24 protein-coding genes are annotated in these 22,009 nt (G+C 69.3%); 18 read left to right on the top strand and 6 right to left on the bottom strand.

What is annotated here, in order from left to right; genetic code table 11:
* The first annotated feature begins 20 nt into the window (after positions 1-20).
* The 3 genes from QNO14_RS12120 (at position 21) to QNO14_RS12110 (ending at position 4,503) form a co-directional block, all read left to right on the top strand.
* Positions 21-500 carry a fluoride efflux transporter FluC gene (locus QNO14_RS12120; protein WP_257505510.1) on the top strand — a complete coding sequence of 160 codons (480 nt, stop codon included), beginning with the start codon at positions 21-23 and terminating at the stop codon, positions 498-500.
* The gene (locus QNO14_RS12115; RefSeq protein ID WP_257493796.1) at positions 497-874 is read left to right on the top strand and encodes a fluoride efflux transporter FluC; all 378 of its coding nucleotides are present in this window, start codon (positions 497-499) and stop codon (positions 872-874) included. Before QNO14_RS12120 ends, QNO14_RS12115 begins: the two co-directional genes overlap by 4 nt.
* Positions 875-1,017: 143 nt before the next feature.
* On the top strand, positions 1,018-4,503 hold the full coding sequence (locus tag QNO14_RS12110) for an FUSC family protein (protein ID WP_257505509.1): 3,486 nt from the start codon (positions 1,018-1,020) through the stop codon (positions 4,501-4,503).
* A 7-nt stretch (positions 4,504-4,510) separates the two neighbouring features.
* On the opposite strand, the gene QNO14_RS12105 is transcribed toward QNO14_RS12110, so the two are convergent.
* Positions 4,511-5,911 carry an MFS transporter gene (locus QNO14_RS12105; RefSeq protein ID WP_257493794.1) on the bottom strand — a complete coding sequence of 467 codons (1,401 nt, stop codon included), beginning with the start codon at positions 5,909-5,911 and terminating at the stop codon, positions 4,511-4,513.
* Positions 5,912-6,111: 200 nt separating this feature from the next.
* Between QNO14_RS12105 and QNO14_RS12100 the strand changes: the two genes are divergently transcribed.
* The 9 genes from QNO14_RS12100 (at position 6,112) to QNO14_RS12060 (ending at position 13,462) form a co-directional block, all read left to right on the top strand.
* Complete coding sequence (locus tag QNO14_RS12100) at positions 6,112-6,417, top strand: urease subunit gamma (protein WP_257493792.1); 306 nt, start codon at positions 6,112-6,114, stop codon at positions 6,415-6,417.
* A gap of 4 nt (positions 6,418-6,421) precedes the next feature.
* Positions 6,422-7,306, top strand: coding sequence for a sirohydrochlorin chelatase family protein (locus QNO14_RS12095; protein ID WP_257505508.1), 885 nt, complete (start codon positions 6,422-6,424; stop codon positions 7,304-7,306).
* Positions 7,307-7,327: 21 nt separating this feature from the next.
* On the top strand, positions 7,328-7,801 hold the full coding sequence (locus QNO14_RS12090) for an urease subunit beta (RefSeq protein WP_257505507.1): 474 nt from the start codon (positions 7,328-7,330) through the stop codon (positions 7,799-7,801).
* A gap of 2 nt (positions 7,802-7,803) precedes the next feature.
* Positions 7,804-9,528, top strand: a complete 1,725-nt coding sequence (ureC, locus tag QNO14_RS12085; protein WP_257493789.1) for an urease subunit alpha — start codon at positions 7,804-7,806, stop codon at positions 9,526-9,528.
* A gap of 10 nt (positions 9,529-9,538) precedes the next feature.
* Entirely contained in the window at positions 9,539-10,264 is a 726-nt protein-coding gene (locus QNO14_RS12080) for an urease accessory protein UreF (protein WP_257505506.1), read from the top strand.
* A 31-nt stretch (positions 10,265-10,295) separates the two neighbouring features.
* On the top strand, positions 10,296-10,931 hold the full coding sequence (gene ureG, locus QNO14_RS12075; protein WP_257493787.1) for an urease accessory protein UreG: 636 nt from the start codon (positions 10,296-10,298) through the stop codon (positions 10,929-10,931).
* Positions 10,928-11,956 (top strand): urease accessory protein UreD, encoded by a 1,029-nt coding sequence (locus QNO14_RS12070; protein WP_257505505.1) that lies wholly within the window; start codon positions 10,928-10,930, stop codon positions 11,954-11,956. The genes ureG and QNO14_RS12070 overlap by 4 nt, the downstream gene beginning before the upstream one ends.
* A gap of 22 nt (positions 11,957-11,978) precedes the next feature.
* Positions 11,979-12,902 (top strand): urea transporter, encoded by a 924-nt coding sequence (locus QNO14_RS12065; protein ID WP_257505504.1) that lies wholly within the window; start codon positions 11,979-11,981, stop codon positions 12,900-12,902.
* Positions 12,903-12,970: 68 nt separating this feature from the next.
* Positions 12,971-13,462, top strand: a complete 492-nt coding sequence (locus QNO14_RS12060) for a Fur family transcriptional regulator (protein WP_257505503.1) — start codon at positions 12,971-12,973, stop codon at positions 13,460-13,462.
* Between the two features lie 93 nt (positions 13,463-13,555).
* On the opposite strand, the gene aspS is transcribed toward QNO14_RS12060, so the two are convergent.
* Positions 13,556-14,908 (bottom strand): aspartate--tRNA(Asn) ligase, encoded by a 1,353-nt coding sequence (aspS, locus tag QNO14_RS12055; protein ID WP_257493783.1) that lies wholly within the window; start codon positions 14,906-14,908, stop codon positions 13,556-13,558.
* Positions 14,909-15,005: 97 nt separating this feature from the next.
* On the opposite strand from aspS, the gene QNO14_RS12050 reads away from it, so the two are divergent.
* Genes QNO14_RS12050 through resB form a run of 5 tightly spaced genes read left to right on the top strand, consistent with a single transcriptional unit; the run spans position 15,006 to position 19,463 of the window.
* Positions 15,006-15,701, top strand: coding sequence for a DedA family protein (locus tag QNO14_RS12050; protein ID WP_257493782.1), 696 nt, complete (start codon positions 15,006-15,008; stop codon positions 15,699-15,701).
* 49 nt (positions 15,702-15,750) lie between these two features.
* The gene (locus tag QNO14_RS12045) at positions 15,751-16,383 is read left to right on the top strand and encodes a histidine phosphatase family protein (RefSeq protein WP_257493781.1); all 633 of its coding nucleotides are present in this window, start codon (positions 15,751-15,753) and stop codon (positions 16,381-16,383) included.
* Positions 16,383-17,012, top strand: coding sequence for a TlpA family protein disulfide reductase (locus QNO14_RS12040; RefSeq protein ID WP_257493780.1), 630 nt, complete (start codon positions 16,383-16,385; stop codon positions 17,010-17,012). The genes QNO14_RS12045 and QNO14_RS12040 overlap by 1 nt, the downstream gene beginning before the upstream one ends.
* The gene (locus tag QNO14_RS12035) at positions 17,009-17,758 is read left to right on the top strand and encodes a cytochrome c biogenesis CcdA family protein (RefSeq protein WP_257493778.1); all 750 of its coding nucleotides are present in this window, start codon (positions 17,009-17,011) and stop codon (positions 17,756-17,758) included. The genes QNO14_RS12040 and QNO14_RS12035 overlap by 4 nt, the downstream gene beginning before the upstream one ends.
* Entirely contained in the window at positions 17,739-19,463 is a 1,725-nt protein-coding gene (resB, locus tag QNO14_RS12030) for a cytochrome c biogenesis protein ResB (protein ID WP_257505502.1), read from the top strand. The genes QNO14_RS12035 and resB overlap by 20 nt, the downstream gene beginning before the upstream one ends.
* Here resB and QNO14_RS12025 read toward each other — a convergent pair.
* From QNO14_RS12025 to QNO14_RS12010, 4 genes are all read right to left on the bottom strand, one after another.
* Positions 19,451-19,789 carry a hypothetical protein gene (locus tag QNO14_RS12025; RefSeq protein WP_257505501.1) on the bottom strand — a complete coding sequence of 113 codons (339 nt, stop codon included), beginning with the start codon at positions 19,787-19,789 and terminating at the stop codon, positions 19,451-19,453. The two genes, resB and QNO14_RS12025, sit on opposite strands and share 13 nt — an antisense overlap.
* 91 nt (positions 19,790-19,880) lie before the next feature.
* Complete coding sequence (locus tag QNO14_RS12020) at positions 19,881-20,093, bottom strand: hypothetical protein (protein ID WP_257505500.1); 213 nt, start codon at positions 20,091-20,093, stop codon at positions 19,881-19,883.
* Positions 20,090-20,419 carry a DUF7882 family protein gene (locus QNO14_RS12015; RefSeq protein ID WP_257493774.1) on the bottom strand — a complete coding sequence of 110 codons (330 nt, stop codon included), beginning with the start codon at positions 20,417-20,419 and terminating at the stop codon, positions 20,090-20,092. The genes QNO14_RS12020 and QNO14_RS12015 overlap by 4 nt, the downstream gene beginning before the upstream one ends.
* A gap of 9 nt (positions 20,420-20,428) precedes the next feature.
* Positions 20,429-20,743, bottom strand: coding sequence for a DUF7882 family protein (locus QNO14_RS12010; protein ID WP_257493773.1), 315 nt, complete (start codon positions 20,741-20,743; stop codon positions 20,429-20,431).
* Between the two features lie 203 nt (positions 20,744-20,946).
* On the opposite strand from QNO14_RS12010, the gene ccsB reads away from it, so the two are divergent.
* On the top strand, positions 20,947-21,996 hold the full coding sequence (ccsB, locus tag QNO14_RS12005) for a c-type cytochrome biogenesis protein CcsB (protein WP_257505499.1): 1,050 nt from the start codon (positions 20,947-20,949) through the stop codon (positions 21,994-21,996).
* Positions 21,997-22,009: the final 13 nt, after the last annotated feature.

Raw genomic sequence — 22,009 nt, 5'->3', positions numbered from 1 at the left:
GCCCGCCCTATGCTCACCGCATGACGGCCATCGAGCATGCAAAAGACAGCAGACCGCACCACCCCGCACCGGCCTTCGCGCAGCCCAAGCTGATCCTCTTCGTCTTCCTCGGAGGCATGATCGGTGTGGCCGCGCGACTCGGCCTCACCGTGGCGATCCCCGAGCAGCGGGGGGACGAATGGGCCGTGCTCACGGCCAACCTGCTCGGCCCGTTCCTCTTGGGATTCCTTCTCACCGCGCTCGCCTCACGCACTCCGGAGACGCCCGGCCGCCGCGACTTCCGGCTCTTCGCGGGCACCGGCATCATGGGCGGGTTCACGACCTACAGCTCGCTCGCCACCAACAGCGCGCTGCTGGTGGAGACCGACGGTTTCATCGGGGTCGCATACGCCCTCGGCACGCTCATCGGCGGCATCCTCACCGCCTTCATCGGCGTCTGGCTGGCAGGCGTGCTCTTTCCGGCACGACCCGCCCCGGCGAAGAAGGGCGGTGCGTCATGACCTTCGGCGTCTTCCTCCTGGCTGTCGTCGGCGGCGGCCTGGGAGCTGCGATCCGCTTCGTCACCGACGGCCTCATCATGCGCCGTGTGACCTCGGGCTACCCGTGGGGCACGTTCGTCATCAACTCCGTCGGCTCCCTCCTGCTGGGATTTCTCACCGGACTGTCGGATTCCTCGGTGCTGGATGCCGCGTGGCTCACGATCCTCGGCGGCGGCGTGATGGGCGGGTTCACCACGTTCAGCACCGCGATGGTCGACACCGTGCACATGCTGCAGAAGCGCACCTACGGCCGTTTCTTCGCCAACTCGCTCGGCATGCTGGTCCTCACGGTGCTGCTGGCCGTCGTCGGACTGGCGATCGGCCGAGCCCTGTGACACGCCGGGGGCGGTGACGCGCCGGTGGGCGCCGCGCCGGCATCGCCCACCCCGCCGATGACGGGAGGGGCGGGCGCGGAGCGCGAGCGGTTCGTGGCGGCCGCCGCTGCGGTCGGTCATCGACTCGCGGGAGGAGCCTCGTGATGGAGGTCTTCTGGATCGTCCTGGGCATCGGGGTGCTGGCGGCGACGCTGCTGGACGTCTTCCTCACCGTCTTGAACTACGACGAGGCGGGGCTGTTCGTCCACCGCATCGTGCGGTGGGAGTGGCTTCTCATCCGCGCGGTGACGCGGCGGATCCGCCGGCGGTGGCGTCCGATGGCGCTGCGCCAGGTCACCGGCCTGCTCATCGTCGCGTCGATCCTGTGGTGGGTCAGCGGCATCATCCTCGGGTTCTCCTTCATCTACTACGGGGCGATGCTGACCGGAGCCCTGCAGATCTCCGCCGGCGTTCCGCAGGACTATTGGGGAGCGCTGTACCTGAGCGTCGGCCAGTTCTCGACCGTCGGCGTCGACAACATCTCGCCGGGCGGACCCGTGCTCGACCTGCTGACGGTGAGCGAGGCGATGATCAACGTGCTGCTGCTGTCGTTCATCATCGCCTTCCTCAGCAATGTCTACGGCGTCGTCCAATCGCTTCGGGCGCTGTCGTCGAACTTCTTCCACGCCGGTCATGGCGTCGTCGCCCCCGTCGACACCCTCGCGCCCTTCTTCCCGGATGGCCAGGCGCGCGGGCTGGACGGCCAGCTGGGCGCCATCGCCGACTCCCTCGGGGCGTACTCGGACGGGCTGTCGCAGAACCCGGTGGCGTACTACTTCCAGAGCGGCCGCGACCAGTTCTCGCTGCCGTTCTCGCTGTACATGACCTCCGGGGTCATCGGGGCGCTGAGGTGGGGCCTCCCAACGGGGAGCGACCCGGCCAAGGAGCCGGCGCTCGCGCGGTTGAGCGAGCAGTTCCTCGACCTGCGGATGGCGCTCCTGCGCATGCTCCACCGCACCGCACCGCAGAACCCGCCGCCGGTGACGCCTGAGCAGTTCGCCGCAGCGATCGCCACGCTCGAGGGGCGGGGACCCAGCGCGGGACTGGACCGGTGGGTGGTGAGATTCTGGACGGTGCAGCAGCGCATCACCGCTCTCACGGGTGGCGCAGCGGCCGACACGGCGGACGCTTATGCGCGCTACGTCCAGTGGCTGCCGTTCGAAGTGCAGGCGCAGTGGCTGCTGGCGCTGGTGTCGCGCGATCTCGACTACCAGCCCGTCTACCGTGGAACGGCGGCGACGCCCGACGGCATTCCCCTGGACGCGGCCGTGCCGGAGGAGCTGCTCGCCGGCCCCGACATCGGAGCACGGGTGCCGATTCTGGCTTCGCCCCTGGAAGGCGACCCGGGTCGCAGGCCGTCACGGCTGTCGCGCTGGCTGCGCCGCCGCCACCTGTTCGTCGACCCCGGCTGGGCGCGTCTGGTCGATGCCCTGCGCACGCTGGCGGCCGTGGCGCTGGCGCTGGCGGTGGTCATCCCCGTCTCGCAGGTGTTCGGGCCCGGCGACCGCAGCGGTGCGGTCTTCGCCGCGATGGTGGCGCTGTTCACCACCCCGGCGGCGGCCGCACAGGCGGCACCGGCCGCGCGCACGGTCCGCGCCCTGGTGTCGGTCATCCCGGTCTCGCTCGCCGTCGTGCTCGGCGCCACGCTGTCCCGGGATCAGCCCGTCATCGTCGTGTCGATGGCGCTGGCTGCGGGACTGGCCGTCTGGATGCGCCGCTTCGGACCGCGCGTGGGAGCGATGGGGCGGCTGTTCTTCCAGATCTTCTACTTCAGCCTGCTCGTGCACCTGTCGTCGCAGGACGTCGTGTTCTCCCTCGTATCGGCGATCATCGGACTCGCGGCGAGCTGGCTGGTGCAGGCGATTCCGGGTGCATCCCCGGTGAGGCAGGTGCACGGTGGGATCGCCGCGGTCTACGAGCGGATCCAGGATCTGCTCGACACCTTGGTCGACCTGGTGTCCACGGGGCGGCAGGACCGGCGCCTGGTCGCCGACCTGCGCTCGGGGCGCACGGCTCTCGAGCACACCGTCGACGACATCAACGGGCCCCTCGACCGTCTCCGCGACGGCGACATGAACCCCGCCCGCGTGATGGCTCTGCGCATGCGCATCTTCGATGTGCAGCTCGCCGCCGAGAACCTGCTCACGCTGCTGCCGGTCGTCCCCAGCATCGCGATCACGCTCGACGAGCGCGCACGTCTGGCCGGTGATCTCGTCGCCACCAGTGCGGAGATCTCCGCTTTCCGCGGCTCGGCGGCTCCGCCCCCGCGCTCGCACGAAGACGTGGCGTTGCCCCCAGGACTCACCGGCGATGTGCGGCGGGTGCTGTTCGCGATCACGCAGCTGCGCTACGCGGCCGAGTTTCTGCGACGCGTGCAGGTGGCCGACGACAAGGCCCTCGAGTCCCAGACCGACACAGCGGAACCGCGCGCTCCCGAGGCATCCTCGACGTCCGTCGAGCCCGAGCAGGGCCGTGCGCTGTCGCGCGGATCCACCCCCGACCCCGCGGCCCCCGCGCGCGAGGGCGCGCTGCTGCCGACCGATCGCCAGGCCGCGCAGGCGGCTGTCGCGACGGGGGTCGCGCTGTTCCTCGGCTCTCTGGTGTCCTCGACGCACCAGTACTGGGCGGCGATGCCGGCTTTCCAGACGATCAGCGGCTCGGACGGTGAGACCCGGGTGAAGAGCATCCAGCGCATCGTCGCGACCGTCGCCGCGTCGGGCATCGCCTTCGGGCTGGCGATCGTGGCAGGCCATGACCCCGTCTGGGCGTATCCGCTGCTGGCGGTGAGCGTGTTCTTCGTCGCCTTCACCCGGGCCATTTCGTCCGCCGCCATGGTCTTCTGGATCACCCTGGCGCTGGCGACGATGTACGACGTCATGGGCACGCTCAGCGTCGAGACGGTGCAGGCGAGGATGTTGGAGACCTTCGTGGGCGGCGCGGTAGCCATCGTGGTCTCCGCGCTCCTGCTGCCCACCCGCACCCGGTCTCAGGTGGCGGCGGGAATGGTCGCGATGGTCGACAAGGCGCGCGTGCTGCTGGCCGATCTGTTCGCCCACCGACCGGGCGAAGCGAGCCCGCCTCGACGGGAGACCGCGGAGCGGGAACGGGAGCTGGCCGGTTTGCTGCGCGCACTGGAGACCCGTGCGGCGCCGTTGCGGGGCGATCCCGGCTCGTTGCGCTCCGACGGCATCGAAGCACAGCTGACCGCACTGTGGTCCGTGCTCGACTACGAACGTCGGCTCGGCCGCACCCTGCGACGCCTTCATCAGGACGTCGGCTCCGGCCACTGGGCCGACTGGTCTCGGGCGGCGCAGCTCACCGATGAGAACTTCGTGGCCGTCGAAGACGTGCTGCGCGGCCGGCTTCCCGGCCGGTCGCACCTGATCAGCGAGTTCGAGCTCGACCCGGGAACAGGAGAGGGGCCGGCGGCCGACGCGATCATCCAGCTGACCCGCCTCAACCAGTCGCTGCTCGCCCTGATCGAGGCGATCCGCCCCGGCACGGTGGATCCGCCCGACGGCGCCGACGCGTCGGCTGCGGCGCCGGTGCGTCCGGCCAGGCGCCGCCGGCGGGCGCGGACCACCCGTTGACCGCAGGTCAGCGGACGGCAGCGCGTTTGCGGGGCACCGCGATGTGCTCGCGGGGCGTGCTGAGAGCGAGCCCGGCGATGAGCACGCCGGCCGCGAGCAGCACCGCCCACACCCACCCGCCCATGTCGTCGAAGGCGACCGAGTCGGAGGAGACGCCCGCCACGGCGAGGATCGAGCCGGCGCCGGCGATGCCGAGCAGCTGACCGGTCTGCTTCGAGGTCGAGATGAGGCTGGATGCCAGCCCGGATTCGGCCGTCGGCAGCTCCGAGAGCGCCGTGACGCTGACCGGATCGGCGATGAGCCCGAACCCGAACCCGAACACGAAGTACGGGACGATCACGGTCCACAGCGCAGCGTGCTCGGTCATCCACAGACCCCCGGCGCCCAGGGCGAGGAGCACTCCGCTGGCGACCAGCGCAGCGCGGGAGTGACCGCGGGTCACCAGGCGCGCCGCCAGGAGGGCCGACGCGGTGGCGCCAGCGGCCAGCGGGATCGTCATGAGGCCCGCCTGTGTGGCGTTCAAACCGCGCTCCGACTGCAGGTAGAACGTGTTGACGAACAGCAAGCCCGCCAGTGCCAGGTACCCCGACACTGCCATGGACAGCGCGGTGACGAACGGTCGGTCGCTCAGCAGGTGCAGCGGCAGCAGAGGATCTGCGCGCCGCTGTTCATAGGGCACGAGTGCGATCAGCGAGGCCACCGCGACGGCGATGGCCATGAGAACGGGCACGGACGTCCAGCCGAGGTGCACCCCTTCGATGAGGGTGAAGGCGACGGCGGCGAGGAGGAGCGTCAGCAGAACCTGGCCGACACCGTCGAAGGGGGTCGGGCGGTCGGAGCGGGACTCGTGCAGGAGCGCGAGCGCGAGGATCGATGCGACCACCCCCAGCGGCACCCCCGCCCAGAAGACAGACGTCCAGCCGAGATCCTTCACGAGCAGGCCGCCGAGGATCGGGCCCGCCGCCAGCGACGCCGTGCCGATGGTGGTCCACCACATCACCGCGACGGCGCGCTGCGCGCGCTGCGGAAACGCCGCTGCCAGAAGCGACAGGCCGGCGGGTGCGATCAGGGCGCTGCCGACACCCTGCACAACCCGCCCGACGATGAGCGGTGGCACCGAGGTGCTGACGGCGCAGATGATCGAGCCGACGATCATCACCACGTTGCCCAGCACGAGCACGCGCCGCCGGCCGATGCGATCGGCGAGGTTTCCCGCGAAGATCAACAGGCTCGCGAGCGTCAGCACGTAGGCGCTCACCACCCACTGCAGCGAGTCGATTCCGGCGCCCAGATCCCGCGAGATATCGGGCAGCGCGATATTGGCGACGCTGCCGTAGACGGTGTGCAGGAACTGCGAAAGGCAGCAGACGATGATCAGCCAGCCACCCGCGACACGCCCTGATCTCACCACGCCGTCCCCCGTTCAAGGCCTCGACTATAGCCCTGCCGGCGGGCCCTGCCCAGGCGTCCTGCGACAAGGTCGCAGGTGCCGCGGACGGTGCGCGGAGGGGGCTGTTCAGGTCGGCCCGCGAGTGTAAGGCTGACGCCGAAACGACGCCCCACGCAGACACGTCGGAGCGCCTCTCCCATCGGATGTCAGGAGCTGCAATGGACCTCTCCCCACGCGAGATCGACAAGCTGTACGTCTACCAGGTCGCGGAACTCGCGCGACGCCGCCGCGACCGCGGCACCAAGCTCAACGTCAGCGAGGCCATCGCCCTCGTCACCGAGGGCGTGCTCGAAGCCGCCCGCGACGGCAAGACGGTCTCGGACTGCATGGAGCTCGGAAAGAAGATCGTCACCGTCGACCAGTGCATGCCCGGCGTGCGCGAGCGCGTCACGCTGTTGCAGGTCGAAGCGACCTTCCCGGACGGCACCAAACTGGTCTCCTGCCACGACCCCATCGGCGGCTGACACGATGACGGGCGCCCCAGGGGTGCAGATCGTCCTCGTCGGCGGACACGAGAGCAACGACGCGCGCGACCTCGAGCGGTTCCAGCCGCTCGTCGATGGCGCGCAGGTGTCGGCCGCGGGGAGGGCGCTGCACAACATCGTCAGCACCGCACTCCACCGCGGGGACCGCGTCGTGGTGCTCCCGATGACCTTCGGGCGGGACCCCGGCATGGTCGCCGATGCGGCGAAGACGCTCCACTGGCTGAATCGCACGCACGCTGGGCGGCTCGCGCTGGCGGCGCCCTTCGGGCAGATCGACCATCTCACCGCCTGGCTGCGTACGGCTGCCAACCGGGCGAGCCTCGTCGATCCGGCATCCGCTCTGCTCATCGTCGCGCCGCACTCCAACCCGTTCGACGAAGCGGAGCTGCACCGGGTGGGCTATCTCGTCGCCACGCACGGCGCGCTCGACGAGGTGGCGGTGGCGATCGCCGACGACGGCGCACAGCTCTCGGCGGCAGCGGCGCGGCTGCGCCGGGTCGGCGCGACGCGCATCGTGGCGGTTCCCGCGGGATTCGCCGCTTCGCTGCCCGCCGCAGACGTCGAGTTCGGTGGGCCGTTGATGAGCGACGCCTCGATCGTGCGGGTGATCGGCACCCGGGTGCGCGATGCGCTCGCCGCCCTCGATGCCGGCGACGACGGCATCGACACGGGGCTCCTCGCCGACCACGGCCACGGGTACGCCCACTCGCACGCGTTCGAGGGGGAGGCCCACGCCCACCCCCATCCCCACGACCACGCCGACGGAACGCGGCACTCCCACACGCACGGGGGCCTGCACGCCCACGTGCACCATCACGACAGCGACGCGTTGGCGCTCTCCGACGCGCACAACGACCACAACCACTGAGTCCTATCCGGAGGGAACATCATGCTCAGCAGACGCCCCGGCTACCACCACGGCACCGACACCATCGAGATCAACGCAGGCCGGCCCTCGGTGACGATGAACGTCACCAACACGGGGGACCGGCCGGTGCAGATCGGCTCGCACTTCCACTTCTTCGAGGTCAACTCCGCCATGCGCTTCCCGCGCGAGCAGGCGTGGGGCATGCACCTCGACATCCCCGCCGGCAGCGGAGTGCGCTTCGAGCCGGGGGAGACCAAGCAGGTCACCCTCGTCGCCTTCGCCGGCGCTCGCCGCATCGTCGGCTTCAACGGTTTCGTCAACGGCGGCCTCGATGCGCCGCAGACGAAGGTCGAGGCGCTGAAGCTCCTCGCCGAGCGCGGGTACCAGGACGGCGAAGCCGACAGCACCTCGGACGCTGCGGCCAAGACGACGAAGACATCCGAAAACGGAACAGCGAACGAGAACGCATCCGGAAGCGAGAAGGGGAGCAAGTAGCCATGGCCATCATCTCCAAGAAGCAGTACACCGACCTCTTCGGCCCGACCGTCGGCGACCGCGTGCATCTGGCGGACACGAATCTCGTCATCGAGATCGAGAAGGACTACGCCGCAGACAGCTACGGCGACGAGGTCGTGTACGGCGGCGGCAAGTCCGCCCGCGACGGCATGGGATCAGACCCTCAGGCCAGCTCCTCGCAGGGATCGCTCGATCTCGTGATCACGAACGTGATCGTCATGGATGCCATCCTCGGCATCGTCAAAGCAGACATCGGCGTGCGGGACGGCAAGATCGCCGGCATCGGGAAGTCCGGCAACCCGCAGACGCAGAAGGGCGTCGATCCGCACCTCGTCGTCGGCCCCGGCACCGAGGTGATCGCCGGTGAGCACCTCATCGCCACCGCCGGCGCGATGGACCCGCACGTGCACTTCATCTCCCCGCAGCAGGTGTACAACGCGCTGTCCAACGGCATCACCACGCTCTTCGGCGGTGGGACCGGCCCGACGGACGGCACCAACGGCACGACCTGCACCCCGGGCACGTGGAACATCCACCGCATGCTGCAGGCGTGGGACGACCTCCCCATCAACGTGGGCATCCACGGCAAGGGCAACAGCTCGCTGCCGCAGGCGCTCATCGACCAGGTGGAGGCCGGCGCGGGTGGGCTGAAGGTGCACGAGGACTGGGGAACGACTCCGGCCGCCATCGACATGGCGTTGCAGATCGCCGACGAGTACGACATCCAGGTCGCCATCCACACCGACAGCCTGAACGAGTCGGGATTCGTGGAGAACACCATCTCGGCGATCAACGGCCGGACGATCCACACGTACCACACCGAGGGTGCCGGCGGTGGACACGCCCCGGACATCATGAAGATCGCGGGCCAGTCCAACGTGCTGCCGTCCTCGACGAATCCCACCCTGCCTTACACGGTCAACTCCGTCGACGAGCTGCTGGACATGGTGATGGTGTGCCACCACCTCTCGTACGACGCGCCGGAGGACGTCGCGTTCGCCGACTCGCGGGTGCGCGCCGAGACGATCTCGGCAGAGACCGTCCTGCAGGACATGGGGGTCATCTCGATGTTCTCGTCGGATTCGCAGGCCATGGGCCGTATCGGCGAGTCGGTGACGAGGGCGTTCCAGACGGCGCACCACTGCAAGGACAAGCGCGGCAAGCTGCCGGAGGATGCCGAGGACAACGACAACTTCCGGGTGCTCCGGTATCTCGCGAAGGTGACCATCAACCCCGCCATCACGCACGGAATCTCGGACTACGTCGGGTCTCTCGAGACCGGCAAGATGGCCGACATCGTGCTGTGGCCGGTGGACACGTTCGCGGCGAAGCCGAAGGTGGTCATCAAGGGCGGGCTGATCAACTGGGGCCTGATGGGTGACCCCAACGCGTCGCTCCCGACGCCTCAGCCGGTGTACTTCCGGCCGGCGTTCGGCGCTCTGCCGCAACCGCTGCACGAGACGCGTGCGACGTTCGTGTCGAAGGTGTCGATCGAGAAGGGGGTGCCCGAGAAGCTCGGGCTGAAGAGCCAGATCCTGCCCGTCCGCAACACGCGGTCGATCGGCAAGAGCAGCATGGTGCGCAACAGCGAGACCCCTGAGGTCACGGTCGATCCGGAGACCTACCGGGTGTCGCTGGACGGGGTCCCGGCAGAGATCGAACCGGCCCAGACGCTGCCGCTGACACAGCTGTTCTTCCTCACGTGATCGCCACGATATGACGACCACGACCGCGAGCGCGGGGTCGGCGGTGGCACCGCTGCTGGTCGGCCTGCAACTGACCGACTCCGCGTTCCCCAGTGGCTTCTACACGATGTCGCACGGCCTGGAGGGGTTCCACCAGGCCGGGCTCGTGGATGCCGGCACGGTGGGCGACCTGCTCGAGGACCTGTTGATCTCTTCTGTGGGGCCGGGCGACGCCACGGCGCTCGCCCGGGCGCACGGATGCGCGTCCCGCGGCGAGTGGGATGCCGTGGCCGAGGTCGACCGGGTGCTGTTCGCGTCGAAGCTGAACGCGGAGCTGCGCACGTCCAGCGTGCGCAGCGGAAGGCAGCTGGCCGACATCACCGCGGAGATCTTCGCGGGGACGCCAGGTGCCGACGACATCGCCGCCTGGGCCGCCCGGGTGAAGCAGCGCCGCACGCCGGGCTGCCAGCCCGTCGTGACGGCGGTCTGCTACGCGGCGGAACAGGTGCCCATCGCCGCGGCGGTGGCGGCGGACCTCTTCGCCTTCGCGGCGAGCTACGCGTTCGCCGCTCTGCGCCTTCGCCTGGCCGACCACCGGTCGGCGCAGGTGATGATCCGGCGGGTGCACCCGGTCATCGAGGCGGTGACCGAAGACGCGCTGGTGCGCCCGGTCGCCGACATCGGCGGCTTCGTGCCGATGGGCGACATCATGTCGGCCGGCCACGAGCGTGCCGAAGCGCGACTGTTCACCAACTGAGAGCACACGAAGGCAAGGAAAGAGGAACCCCATGAGCGACAACGTTCTGCGCGTCGGAATCGGCGGCCCCGTCGGGTCGGGAAAGACGGCGCTCACCGAGGCGCTGGTGCCCATCTTCATCGCCGCCGGCCGCACCCCGGGCGTCATCACCAACGACATCTACACCCAGGAGGACGCCCACCACGTGCGGCGGGAACTCGCCGGCATCCTGGACCCTGAGCGCGTCGTGGGCGTCGAGACGGGCGCGTGCCCCCACACCGCGGTGCGCGATGACCCCACGATGAACCTCGCCGCGGGTGAGGAGATGCTCGAGCGCTTCCCCGACATCGACACCCTGATCTACGAGTCCGGGGGCGACAACCTGACGCTGACCTTCTCGCCGTCGCTGGCGGACGTGTTCGTGTTCGTCCTGGACACTTCGGAGGGGGAGAAGATGCCGCGCAAGCGCGGACCCGGCATCACTGAGAGCGACATCCTGGTGATCAACAAGATCGACATCGCGCAGTATGTGCGCACCGATCTGTCGGTCATGGAGCGCGACGCCCACGCGGTGCGAAACGGCAAGCCGGTGGTGCTCACCAACTCGCTCGACGGCACCGGGGTGCAGGAGCTCTTCGACACCATCATGTCGGTGTGGCACGCGAAGACGGGCGAACTGGTCTCGTGACCGATCTCGAGGTGGGCGAGGTGGATGCCGCGATGTCGGCGCCGGAGCCGCTCTACGGCGGGCCGCGGCTGCAGCCCGCCCACTTCGAGCCGGAGCACGTTCCGATCGAGGTGGCCCGCTACGGCACCGAGAGCTACACGCTGCCCGTGGGGAGCCCGGGCAAAGTCGGCATCCTCGAACTCGGATTCGAGCTGCGCGGGCAGGGCGACTCCCAGCGCACGGAGCTGGTGCATCACTACCAGAAGGCTCCGCTGCAGATCATGAAGCCGCTGTACTACAACACCCTGCGGCCCGACATGCCGTACACGTACCTCATCACGACCGGCGGCGGCATTCTGCACAACGACCGGCAGCGCATGGACCTCACTTTCGGCCAGGGGACCTCGGCCTTCATCACGACGCAGGCGCACACGAAGGTGTACCGGATGGTCTCGGGCTACGCGACGTCGATCGTGAACATCGACGTCGCCGAGGGTGCATACGTGGAGTACCTCCCCGACCCGCTCATCCCGTATGTCGACTCGCGCTTCTATCAGCAGTTGACGGCACGCGTGCATCCGGATGCCACCCTGCTGGTGGGCGAGACGGTGTACGCCGGCCGCCTCACGCGCGGTGAGCGCTACGCCTTCGGCGCCTATGCGAGCGACCTCGAGGTCCGCCGTCCCGACGACCACGGCGGCGAGCCCGTCGCCATCGACCGCGTGCGGCTCGTGCCGCGCGACGGTCGCGTCGGAGGCGACGCGGTACTGGGCGGCCGCGACATCGTGTCGTCGCTGTACGTCGTGACCCCGCTGCAGCCCGCCGCGCGGGTGGCGGCGGCACTGCACGATGCCGTGGCGAAGGTGGTCGCGGCATCCGCCGACGACAGCGTCCGCTTCGGGGTCAGCGTCTTGCCGGCGGATGCCGGGGCGTGGCTGCGCTACGCGGGAAATGACACCGTCACGTCGCTCGCCGTGCATACGGCGGCGGCGGCGGCCGTTCACGAACTGCTCACCGGGCGGCCGGCGCCGCTCGTCAGGAAATGACCGCTCGGCAGGGAGGATCGTCATGACCGATACGCAGACCGAGAAGCGCGGTTCCGCGAGCCAGTGGGGGCTCGGGTTTCTCCACGGCCCGTCACAGATCTACTTCCAGCAGAACGTCATCACCGGCATCCTCGTGCTCGCCGCCTTCGTCATCGCGGACTGGCGCATGGGGGTGCTGGCGGCGATAGGCGCCGTCGGCGGGATGCTCGGCGGTCGCGCGGTGGGGTTTCCCCCCAGCAGCGTCGCCTCGGGCATGCAGTCCTTCTGCGGCACGCTCGTGGGCGCGGCCGTCTTCGCCGCGCTCGGCGGCGATGCATGGTGGTCGTATGTGCTCGCCTTCGTCGGCGGTCTCGCGACCGGCCCGGTGACGTGGCTGGTCAACGCCCTGTTCACCAAGACGCCGCTGAAGGTCTACAACCTGCCGTACACGACGGCGCCGTTCGTCATCGTCGCGACGATCATCGCGCTGTCGACGCTGAGCCTCGCGGTCGATTCGCCGGCATCCGACCTGCCCGACGAGCCGGTGGCGGCGTTCTTCCTCTCGCTGCTGACGAACGTGTCGCAGGTGGTGCTGGTGGACAATCCCATCAGCGGAGCGGTCATCCTCGTGGGCCTGTTCATCGCGAGCTGGAAGGTGGGACTGGCGGCCGTCATGGGCTCCGTCGTCGGCACGCTCACAGCGATCGCCATGGGGGAGTCGTGGAGCGAGATCGCCAACGGCTTGGCCAACTACTCCGGCGTGCTCACCGCGATCGCGCTCGCGGTGACGTTCCTGAAGAGCTCCACCGGCTCGTGGCTGTACTCGCTGCCCTGGATCGTGGTGACGGCGGTGGTGACCCTCGTCATGCACCGCGCGGGGTTGGAGACCTACACCTGGCCGTACATTCTGACCACCTGGGTGGCACTCATCGTCGCGCATTACATCTCGGGGCTCAAGCGCGCGTGACCGGTGTCACCGCCCTGCGCGTTGTCTTGGGGGTAGAGGATGCCGCGGGGCGGTGACACCATGTGGGCATGGGCGAGCCGGGGGTGGGTCTCGAGCACGACGCGTTGCACGCCGCAGCCCGCGGCGACGACCTTCGGGCGGCCATCGGTGCGTTGCGGATGCGCGGCGATCGAGTCACCGCACCGCGGCGCGCGGTGCTGACGGTGCTGGCCGCGCGCGCCGACCACCTGACCGCCGACGAGGTCGCGAGCCTGCTCGGCGAGGGGGACGTGCACCGTGCGACGGTGTATCGGACCCTCGACCTGCTCGCGGCATCCGGTGTCGTCTCACGCCAGCACGCACCGGGCGGTGCCGCGCGGTATCACCTCGCCACGACGGCCGCCGGGCGCCGGCACCTTCATGGCCAGTGCGTCGATTGCGGCGCCGTGGTCGTGCTGCCGCCCGAGGCCCTGCGCACCGCCAGCCGCATGCTGCGCGCCATGGTCGGCTTCACGCTGGCGCTGGATCAGAGCACGCTCGTCGGCCGGTGCGCCGCGTGCGCGGCGACCCCCCACCACTGAAACCGCATCTGGCGGCCGAAACCGTGGGAAACGACCACTGTCTCGGCCGCCAGATGCGGTCTCACGGTCAGCGCGGCGCCGCGCGGCGACGGCTCAGGGAGCCAGGCGCGTGGGGCCGCGGAAGAGGTAGGTGACCTCGCGGATCGAGTCCTGACCCAGCAGCAGCATCATGACGCGGGCGAGACCCATGCCGAAGCCGCCGTGGGGCGGGGCGCCGTAGCGGAAGAAGTCGAAGTAGAACTCGAGGTGCTCCGGCTCCAGGCCCTTCTCGCGGGCCTGCTCGATCAGCACGTCGACGCGGTGCTCGCGCTGCGCGCCGGTGGTGATCTCCACGCCCTTGAACAGCAGGTCGTAGGACTTCGTCAGCCCGGTCTCCTCGTCGCGCATGTGGTAGAACGCGCGGATCTCGGGGTGGTAGTCGGTGATGAAGACGAACTGGTGACCGTAGGTCTCCTCGACGTACGCGGAGATCTGACGCTCGCCCTCGGGGTCGAGGTCGCCGTCGGTGCGAGGGACCTCGTACCCGCGGCTCTTCACGATCTCGAGAGCCTCGGCCAGCGGGATGCGGGGGAACGGGATCTGCGGCACCTGCACCTCGATGCCGAACAGCTCCTCGATCTCGGCGCCGTGCTTGTCCTTGACCGCCTGGATCGCCGTCTGCAGCAGCTCCTCCTGCATCGCCGCGACGTCCTCGTGCGAGTCGATCCAGCTGATCTCGGCGTCGATCGAGGTGAACTCGGTCGCGTGACGGCTGGTGAACGAGGGGTCGGCGCGGAAGGCGGGCGCGATCTCGAAGATCTTGCCGAAGCCGGCGACCTGGGCCATCTGCTTGAAGAACTGCGGCGACTGCGCGAGGTACGCGGTCTTGTCCTCGAAGTAGGGCACCTCGAACAGCTCGGCGTTGGACTCCGATGCGGAGGCCATGAGCTTGGGGGAGTGCACCTCGATGTAGTCGCGCTCGATCCAGTAGGAGCGCATCGCGTGCTCGAGGGTCGTCTGCACGCGGAAGATCAGGTTGTTACGGCGCTGGCGCAGGTCCAGGAACCGCCAGTCCATGCGCTTGTCCATGCCGCTGTCAGCGGCGATGGGGGTCTCGGGGAGAGCGGCGGATGCCACCTCGAGCGAGCCGATCTTGATCTCGACACCGCCCAGCTTGACGCGCTCATCGTGCTTGAGTTCGCCGGTGACGGTGAGGAACGTGCCGGTGGTCAGCTCCGAGATGAGCGAGGTGAGCGCCAGTGCATCGGCATCCTGCTCGGGGGCGTCGACCGCGTCGGCGGCCGGCGGACGCGTCGCGGGATTGACCAGCTGCACAGCGCCCGTCTCATCGCGCAGGATGACGAACTGCACCTTCTTCTGATCACGGACGGTCTCCACCCATCCGGACACCGTGACGGGCCCATCGGGGAGACCCTGAAGCTGCTGGACGAGAACGCGTTCACTCACAAAGAGTCAGTCTACGTGGCCGGGCCTGAACGCAATCCCGACCGCATTCGGGGCCTTCCTCCAGGCTTTCCGTCCCGGTATTCCCTACCGTGGGGGTATGACGACTGCCGCCGTGACGACCGCCGCCGCCTCCGCCGACCCCTCGAGCGGCTCCTGGCTGACCGCGCTGGCCGACTGGACGGTGTCGCTCATGGACACCATCGGGCCGATCGGCGCCGGTGCGGCGATCGCTCTCGAGAACCTCTTTCCGCCGCTTCCCAGCGAAGTCATCCTGCCGATGGCGGGACTCGCGGCAAGTCGCGGCGGCTTCACGCTCTTCGAGGCCCTGTTCTGGACCACTGCCGGCTCCGTGGTCGGGGCGTTCGTCCTCTATGGCATCGGGGCGTGGCTCGGCGCCCGACGGCTGAAGTACATCGCCGACAAGATGCCGCTGCTGCACCCCGAAGACATCGACCGCACGATCGCGTGGTTCCACAAGCACGGCGGCAAGGCCGTGTTCTTCGGCCGCATGCTGCCGATCTTCCGCAGCCTCATCTCCATCCCCGCCGGCATCGCCCGCATGCCGCTGTGGCGCTTCGGGCTGCTGACCCTCGCCGGAAGCCTCATCTGGAACAGCATCTTCGTGCTGGCGGGATACTTCCTGGGCGAGTCGTGGCACGTCGTGGAGACGTATGCCGACGTGCTGCAGTACATCGTGATCGTCGCCGCCGTCGTCGGTGTGGCGTGGTTCATCTATGTGCGCGTGCGTGCGCTGCTGGCCGCCCGCGACGCTTCGGGCACCGACGTCGCGTAGCGGCCGGCGCCCAGCGCGTGCACAGTGCGCGCCGACGTAGACTTGGGGCGTGCCTGCCGACCGCCTTCATCTCGTGCGCCACGGAGAGGTCCACAACCCGGGGCGTGTGCTCTACGGCAGGCTTCCGGGGTTCGGACTGAGCTCCGACGGCCGGCGCATGGCTCGTCAGGCCGCGGAGTACGTGCAGGGACTCGAGCGCCCCATCGGGCAGCTCGTGTGCTCTCCGTTGCAGCGCGCGCGGGAATCGGCGGAGCCGTTCGCGGAGCTCTTCGAGATCGACCCGAGCGTCGACGAGCGCGTGATCGAGCCGACCAATGTCTTCGAGGGCCGGCGGATGAACCGCGCCATGGCCAACCCGGTCAACTGGCTGCACCTGCGCAAGCCCGACCTGCCGAGCTGGGGTGAGCCGTACGCGCAGGTGGTGGAGCGCATGGATGCCGCGATGCGCGACGCCTGGAAGTCGACCGAGTCCGGCGACGCCGTGATCGTGTCGCACCAGCTGCCGATCTGGATCACCCACCTCGCGATCACCGGCGGACGACTCCGCCACAACCCGACGCAGCGCCGATGTGCGCTGTCGAGCATCACGAGCGTCGAGCTCGGCGAGGACGGCACGTGGACCGAGGTCGCCTACGTGGAGCCGGCGAGCCTGTCCGGGGCCGTCGATGTGGGAGCGGTGTGATGGGCCTTCGCGAATCCTCCCGTCCGCGGCGCGCGCCCCGCCTGCTGGCGGCAGTGGCCGCTGTCGCCCTCACCGCGGGCATCGCCGGATGCACGAGCGGCAACGACGACCTCGTCGACGCGTATCGCGAGGGGGACACCGCGGGGTTCGTCTCGCGTGATTTCGCCGCGACCGAGATCGCGCCCGCCGACCGCGAGGACCCCATCGTCTTCTCGGGCACCGGTGTGGACGGCGGGACGATCACCAGCGACGACCTCCTCGGTGACGTCGTCGTCGTGAACTTCTGGTACGCCGGGTGCGGACCCTGCCGCGCCGAGGCGCCGTACCTGCAGCAGGCGAACGAGGAGTTCGCCGACGCCGACGTGTCGTTCCTGGGCGTCAACATCTACGACGAAGCCGCCACGGCGGCATCGTTCGACCGCACCTACGGCATCACCTACCCCTCGGTGCTGGCCCACCGCGACCCCGACCTCAAGCTCGCCTTCGCCGAGGTCACCTCGCTGCAGGCGGTGCCGACGACGCTGGTGCTCGACGCCGAAGGGCGCCTCGCCGCCCGCGTGATCGGCCAGCTTCCGGATGCATCGATCCTCACGACCCTCGTGCGCGACACGCTCGCGGAGACCCCGTGAATCCTTTCGGGATCGTCTTCGACGGCGCTCTCTGGCTGGCGATCCCGATCGCGATGCTCGCCGGGCTGGTGTCGTTCCTCTCGCCGTGCGTGCTGCCGCTGGTGCCGGGGTACCTCGGCTTCCTGGGCGGCGCGGCCCCCGCCCGCACCGGGGGCGCCCGCACGAAGACCCGGTCGCGGCTGCTGGCCGGTGTGCTGCTGTTCATCGCCGGGTTCACGGCGGTGTTCGTCGCGATCTTCGTGCTGGGGGGATCGCTGGGGCAGCTCTTCATCCGCTACCAGGACCCGATCACCCGGGTGCTGGGGGTCGTCGTGATTCTGCTGGGCCTCGTCTTCATCGGGGTCTTCGGCGTCGCGCAGCGCACCTTCCGGCCCCGCATGCGCGAGAACCTCGGCCTCGTCGGCGCGCCGCTCCTGGGCGTCGCGATGGGCATCGGCTGGGCGCCGTGCATCGGCCCGACCATGACCGCGATCCTCGCGATCTCGATCAACCAGGGCGACCCGGTGCGCGCCGGCATCCTGGGCGTGGCCTATTCGCTCGGCCTCGGCGTGCCGTTCATCCTGCTGGCGATCGGATTCGGGTGGGCAACCCGGTCGGTCGCGTTCGTCAAGCGCTACATCCGCGCGATCAACATCACGGGAGGAGTGCTGCTCATCGCACTCGGACTGCTCATGGTCACCGGCGTCTGGACGGACCTCATGTCACGGCTCGGGGCGGTGATCGGCAGTGTCCAGCTCCCGCTCTGACGACGGCACCCTCGTCGACGAGGTCGACGGACCGCTGCGCCCCGGAGACCACGCCGACGGCGACGCTCCCGGTGGCATCCAGCAGCCCGCTCTCGGCTTCGTCGGCTGGCTGCGCTGGGGCTGGCGGCAGCTGACCAGCATGCGCACAGCCGTCGTGCTGCTGCTGCTGCTGGCGATCGCGGCGATCCCCGGGTCGATCGTTCCGCAGCGCAGCGCCGACCCGAACGGCGTGGTGCAGTTCGAGGCGGACAACCCCGACCTGTACCCCATCCTCGACGGGCTGAGCCTGTTCGACGTGTACTCGTCGCCGTGGTTCTCGGCGATCTACATCCTGCTCTTCATCTCGCTGATCGGGTGCGTCATCCCGCGCACCAAGCACCACTGGAAGGCGCTGCGCTCCCGCCCGCCGCGCACCCCCGCGCGACTGTCCCGCCTCGACGATCACACCGACGCCGTCGTGGAGCTGCCGGAGGGGGCGGATGCCGCAGCCACCGCCGCCGAGGCGATCGACCTGGCCGGCGAGCAGCTGCGCAAAGCCGGCTACCGTGTCGAGCGATACGACGGCCGAGGCTCTTTCTCGGTCTCGGCAGAGCGCGGCTACCTGCGGGAGACCGGCAACCTCGTCTTCCACGCGTCGCTGGTGGGCGTGCTCATCTCGGTGGGCGTCGGCGGCGGGTTCACGTACACCGGTCAGGACGTGCTGGTCGAGGGCGGCCAGAGCTTCGTCAACACCCTCGCCGACTATTCCTCGTTCAACCCGGGACGCTTTGTCGACACCGAGGCGCTGCCGCCGTACTCGATGACGCTGGAGGAGTTCCAGGTCAGCTACATTCCTGCCGGCGAGCAGGGAGCAGGCCAAGCCGGCGACTTCGCGGCCGTGCTGACGACGAAGGTCCCCGGGCAGGAGGAGAAGCCCGCCGAGGTGCGGGTGAACCATCCGGTCGACATCGAGGGCGACCGCATCTACCTCATGGGCAACGGCTACGCCCCCGTGCTGACGGTGCGCGATGCCGACGGCGCCGTGGTCTACAGCGAATCCGTGCCGTTCCTGCCGCAGGATGCCGCGATGACCTCGCTCGGCGTCGTGAAGGTGCCCGACGGCATGCCCGAGCAGCTGGGCATGGTCGGCTTCTTCTATCCGACGGCGGCGGCCCTCGGCACCGGAGCGCTGACGTCGGTGTACCCCGACCTCATCAACCCGGTGCTCACCCTCGACGTCTACGCCGGCGACCTCGGCATCGACGACGGCACCCCCCGCTCGGTGTACACCCTCGACCCGGAGGGCATGGAGCAGCTGACCGGCCGCGCTGTCGACACCGATTCGATCGAGCTGGCCCCCGGCGAGACCGCGGATCTGCCGAACGGCTGGGGCACCATCACGTTCGAGAACGCCTCGCCCGAGGGCGTCACCGGCTACGCCGAGTCGGTGCCGCGGTTCGCGTCGCTGTCCATCCACCGCGACGTGGGTGCACCCTGGGTGCTGTTCTTCGCCGTGCTCGCGACACTGGGACTCATGGTCGCGCTGTTCGTGCCGCGGCGCCGCATGTGGGTCAAGGCCACGCCCGACTCGGGAACGGTGCGTCTGGAGTACGCCGGACTCGCCCGCGGGGAGGACCCGACGCTGAGGACGGCGGTCGATGACGTCGCCCGCCGCCACGCAGACGCCCTCGACGCGCGCCTGCGCCGGGACCGTCAGCCGGTATAGGCGTCGTCCTCGTCGCCCGCCGGCGGGCCGTCGACCATCCGTGCGGTCGGGGGATCCAGCCGTAGCTGGATCTCTCCGAGGAGCATGTCCAGGGTGAGGTTGTTGTCCGGCTCGGGGAGGTCGGCGCTCGAGGTCTCCACCATGACGGGCGCGCCGGTGCCCAGGAGGAGGGTGGCTGTGACCTTCTCGCCGGAGCTGCGGTACGCGTTCAACTCGACCGGCCTCGCCTCGCCGGCATTGGCGAGCAGGGCCGCGTACACGAGGATGGCATCCGCCATGGCATCGCAGGTCAGCAGGCTCTTGCCGGCAAAGGTGAGGCGCTTCATGGCGTGAGGCTACGACCCGCCTCCCGCACCTCGTACGGGGGTTGCGCAGACACTCCCGATCAGTCCGCTCCGCCGCTTCTGGCGGATCCGGCTACTTCTCGCCTTCCAGCGGGATCAGCGCGATCGGTGTGCCGGGCGTGATGAGTAGGTACGCATCCCGTCGGATGCCTTCGCCCTCGTTGACCCGGATCCACACGCTCCCGCCGGGGACCAGCCCTGTCTCGATCTCGTTCTGCAGGTCGGCGAGCTCCCTGCCGCCGACGCTGTACGAGTGCCCGCCGTATCGGATGTCGATGCGCTTCATACGCCGACCTCCTCGCTGACACGGCTGGCTTCCGTCGGCTCGGACATGATGTAGAGCCCCCGGGTGGAGTTGGCCGACAGCATCATCTGCTCCACCCACGCCCTGTTGATGGCCGGCTTGCGACCGCCGTAGAACTTGTACGCGAGGGTGCACCGCGGGTGGATCCACACCGAGGTGGTGCCGTCGCCGAGGCTGACGTCGTCTTTCCAGGTGAACGAGAAGGACTCTCCCCGCCGCTGTTTCGCGCCGATCACCACTTGCAGGTGCGCCAGCACCCGATCCTCGAAGTCGGCCTTGACGAGGTTCTCGTACATGAATTTGCCCATGGCTCCTCCTCAGCGCCGCTCCGGCGCCGACGCGACGGGCTCGGGCACCAGATGCAGACCTTCCATGCTGTTGGCTGCGACCGACAGTGCTCTCAGCCATGCCGGATTCAGGTCGCCGACCGGGTGACCCAGCTTGCAGACCATAGAGGTGTCGGGGTGGATCCACACGGTCATGCGCCCGTCGCCGATCGAGATGTCGTCTTTCCAGGACAGGTGGAACCCCTCGCCCTTGTGGAGCTTTCCGAGCATGGCCCGGTACAGGTGCGCGAGGGCGCGGTCCTCGAAGTCCACCCGGATCCCCTCACCGAACGTCAGTCGTCCCACCAGGACCTCCGATCGGCGAGCACTACGTCGGGGCGACACCCGCAGGGCCAGTCTGTGACCTGCGGCCCTGTGATGGCAAGGACCAGGCGAAAGCGGGGTGTCCACCGCCTGCCCGGCGGGCGGTCCGTGCGCACCGCCCGGCCGGGCTGCAGCATCCCGCGGGCCAGCCGGGGGGCGGGATGTGCGGACGTAGACTGGATGCCATGCCTGCGACCGAAGCGCTCTCGCTCGACGACGTGTCCGTGCTGCTGGTGTGGACCGCGATCGCGATCTACGCCCTGGCCTTCATCGCCTACGCCGTGGACCTCGCGCGTCGTTCCGAGCAGGCCGCGAAGGCGCAGGACACCCGACAGCGCGCGCTGGTGGGCGCGGCGGCCGGTGGCACCGGCGAAGCCGCACCGGGTGGTGCGCAGCTCGCGGCATCCGATCCCGGCGTCGACGCTCGCCCGGGCGAGCGTCCTCGCTTCCTGTGGGCGCGCATCGGCACGGCCTTGATGTGGCTCGGCTTCGGCTTCCACGTCGTCGCCGACGTGCTGCGGGGCATCGCCGCCGAGCGCGTGCCGTGGGCCAACATGTACGAGTTCGCCCTCACCGGCACCATGCTGATCGTCGCGGTGTACCTCGGCGTGCTGTTCCGCCACGACCTGCGCTTCCTCGGCGCCTTCGTCAGCGGGCTCGTCGTGGTGCTGCTCGGTGGTGCGACCCTGGCGTACTACGTCGAGGTACAGCCGCTCATGGATCCCCTGAAGAGCGTGTGGCTTGTCATCCACGTCTTCGTGGCGTCGCTGTCGACGGCGTTCTTCGCGCTCGCCTTCGCCCTGTCGGTGGTGCAGCTGTTCCAGGTGCACCGTGAGGCGAAGCAGCAGCGTCTTGCCGAGCGCGAGGCGCAGGCGGTCGCCGCGCCCGGAGGCTGGTCGCGTCTGCTGCGCACCCTTCCCAACGCCGACACCCTGGAATCCCTCGCTTACCGCTTCGCGATCATCGGGTTCATCTTCTGGACCTTCACCCTCATCGCCGGGTCCATCTGGGCCAACGATGCGTGGGGCCGCTACTGGGGCTTCGACACGAAGGAAGTGTGGACCTTCGTGATCTGGGTGCTCTACGCCGGCTACATCCACGCCCGCGCGACGCGCGGCTGGCGCGGGGTGCGATCGGCGTGGCTCTCGATCATCGGGTTCCTCACCGTGATCTTCAACTTCACGATCGTCAACCAGTTCTTCAAGGGTCTGCACGCCTACAGCGGCCTCAACTGACCCGCACCGTGGC

The sequence above is a fragment of the Microbacterium sp. zg-Y625 genome, assembly GCF_030246925.1.
Taxonomy (GTDB): Bacteria; Actinomycetota; Actinomycetes; order Actinomycetales; family Microbacteriaceae; genus Microbacterium; species Microbacterium jiangjiandongii.
Note: the sequence above shows the minus strand (reverse complement) of the source record. Positions and strands in the feature narration are given on the sequence as shown.

Coding starts and splice junctions, on each gene's coding strand:
- QNO14_RS12120 (WP_257505510.1), top strand. CDS start 21: ATGACGGCCATCGAGCATGCAAAAGACAGCAGACCGCACCACCCCGCA.
- QNO14_RS12115 (WP_257493796.1), top strand. CDS start 497: ATGACCTTCGGCGTCTTCCTCCTGGCTGTCGTCGGCGGCGGCCTGGGA.
- QNO14_RS12110 (WP_257505509.1), top strand. CDS start 1,018: ATGGAGGTCTTCTGGATCGTCCTGGGCATCGGGGTGCTGGCGGCGACG.
- QNO14_RS12100 (WP_257493792.1), top strand. CDS start 6,112: ATGGACCTCTCCCCACGCGAGATCGACAAGCTGTACGTCTACCAGGTC.
- QNO14_RS12095 (WP_257505508.1), top strand. CDS start 6,422: ATGACGGGCGCCCCAGGGGTGCAGATCGTCCTCGTCGGCGGACACGAG.
- QNO14_RS12090 (WP_257505507.1), top strand. CDS start 7,328: ATGCTCAGCAGACGCCCCGGCTACCACCACGGCACCGACACCATCGAG.
- ureC (WP_257493789.1), top strand. CDS start 7,804: ATGGCCATCATCTCCAAGAAGCAGTACACCGACCTCTTCGGCCCGACC.
- QNO14_RS12080 (WP_257505506.1), top strand. CDS start 9,539: ATGACGACCACGACCGCGAGCGCGGGGTCGGCGGTGGCACCGCTGCTG.
- ureG (WP_257493787.1), top strand. CDS start 10,296: ATGAGCGACAACGTTCTGCGCGTCGGAATCGGCGGCCCCGTCGGGTCG.
- QNO14_RS12065 (WP_257505504.1), top strand. CDS start 11,979: ATGACCGATACGCAGACCGAGAAGCGCGGTTCCGCGAGCCAGTGGGGG.
- QNO14_RS12060 (WP_257505503.1), top strand. CDS start 12,971: ATGGGCGAGCCGGGGGTGGGTCTCGAGCACGACGCGTTGCACGCCGCA.
- QNO14_RS12050 (WP_257493782.1), top strand. CDS start 15,006: ATGACGACTGCCGCCGTGACGACCGCCGCCGCCTCCGCCGACCCCTCG.
- QNO14_RS12040 (WP_257493780.1), top strand. CDS start 16,383: ATGGGCCTTCGCGAATCCTCCCGTCCGCGGCGCGCGCCCCGCCTGCTG.
- QNO14_RS12025 (WP_257505501.1), bottom strand. CDS start 19,789: ATGAAGCGCCTCACCTTTGCCGGCAAGAGCCTGCTGACCTGCGATGCC.
- QNO14_RS12020 (WP_257505500.1), bottom strand. CDS start 20,093: ATGAAGCGCATCGACATCCGATACGGCGGGCACTCGTACAGCGTCGGC.
- QNO14_RS12015 (WP_257493774.1), bottom strand. CDS start 20,419: ATGGGCAAATTCATGTACGAGAACCTCGTCAAGGCCGACTTCGAGGAT.
- ccsB (WP_257505499.1), top strand. CDS start 20,947: ATGCCTGCGACCGAAGCGCTCTCGCTCGACGACGTGTCCGTGCTGCTG.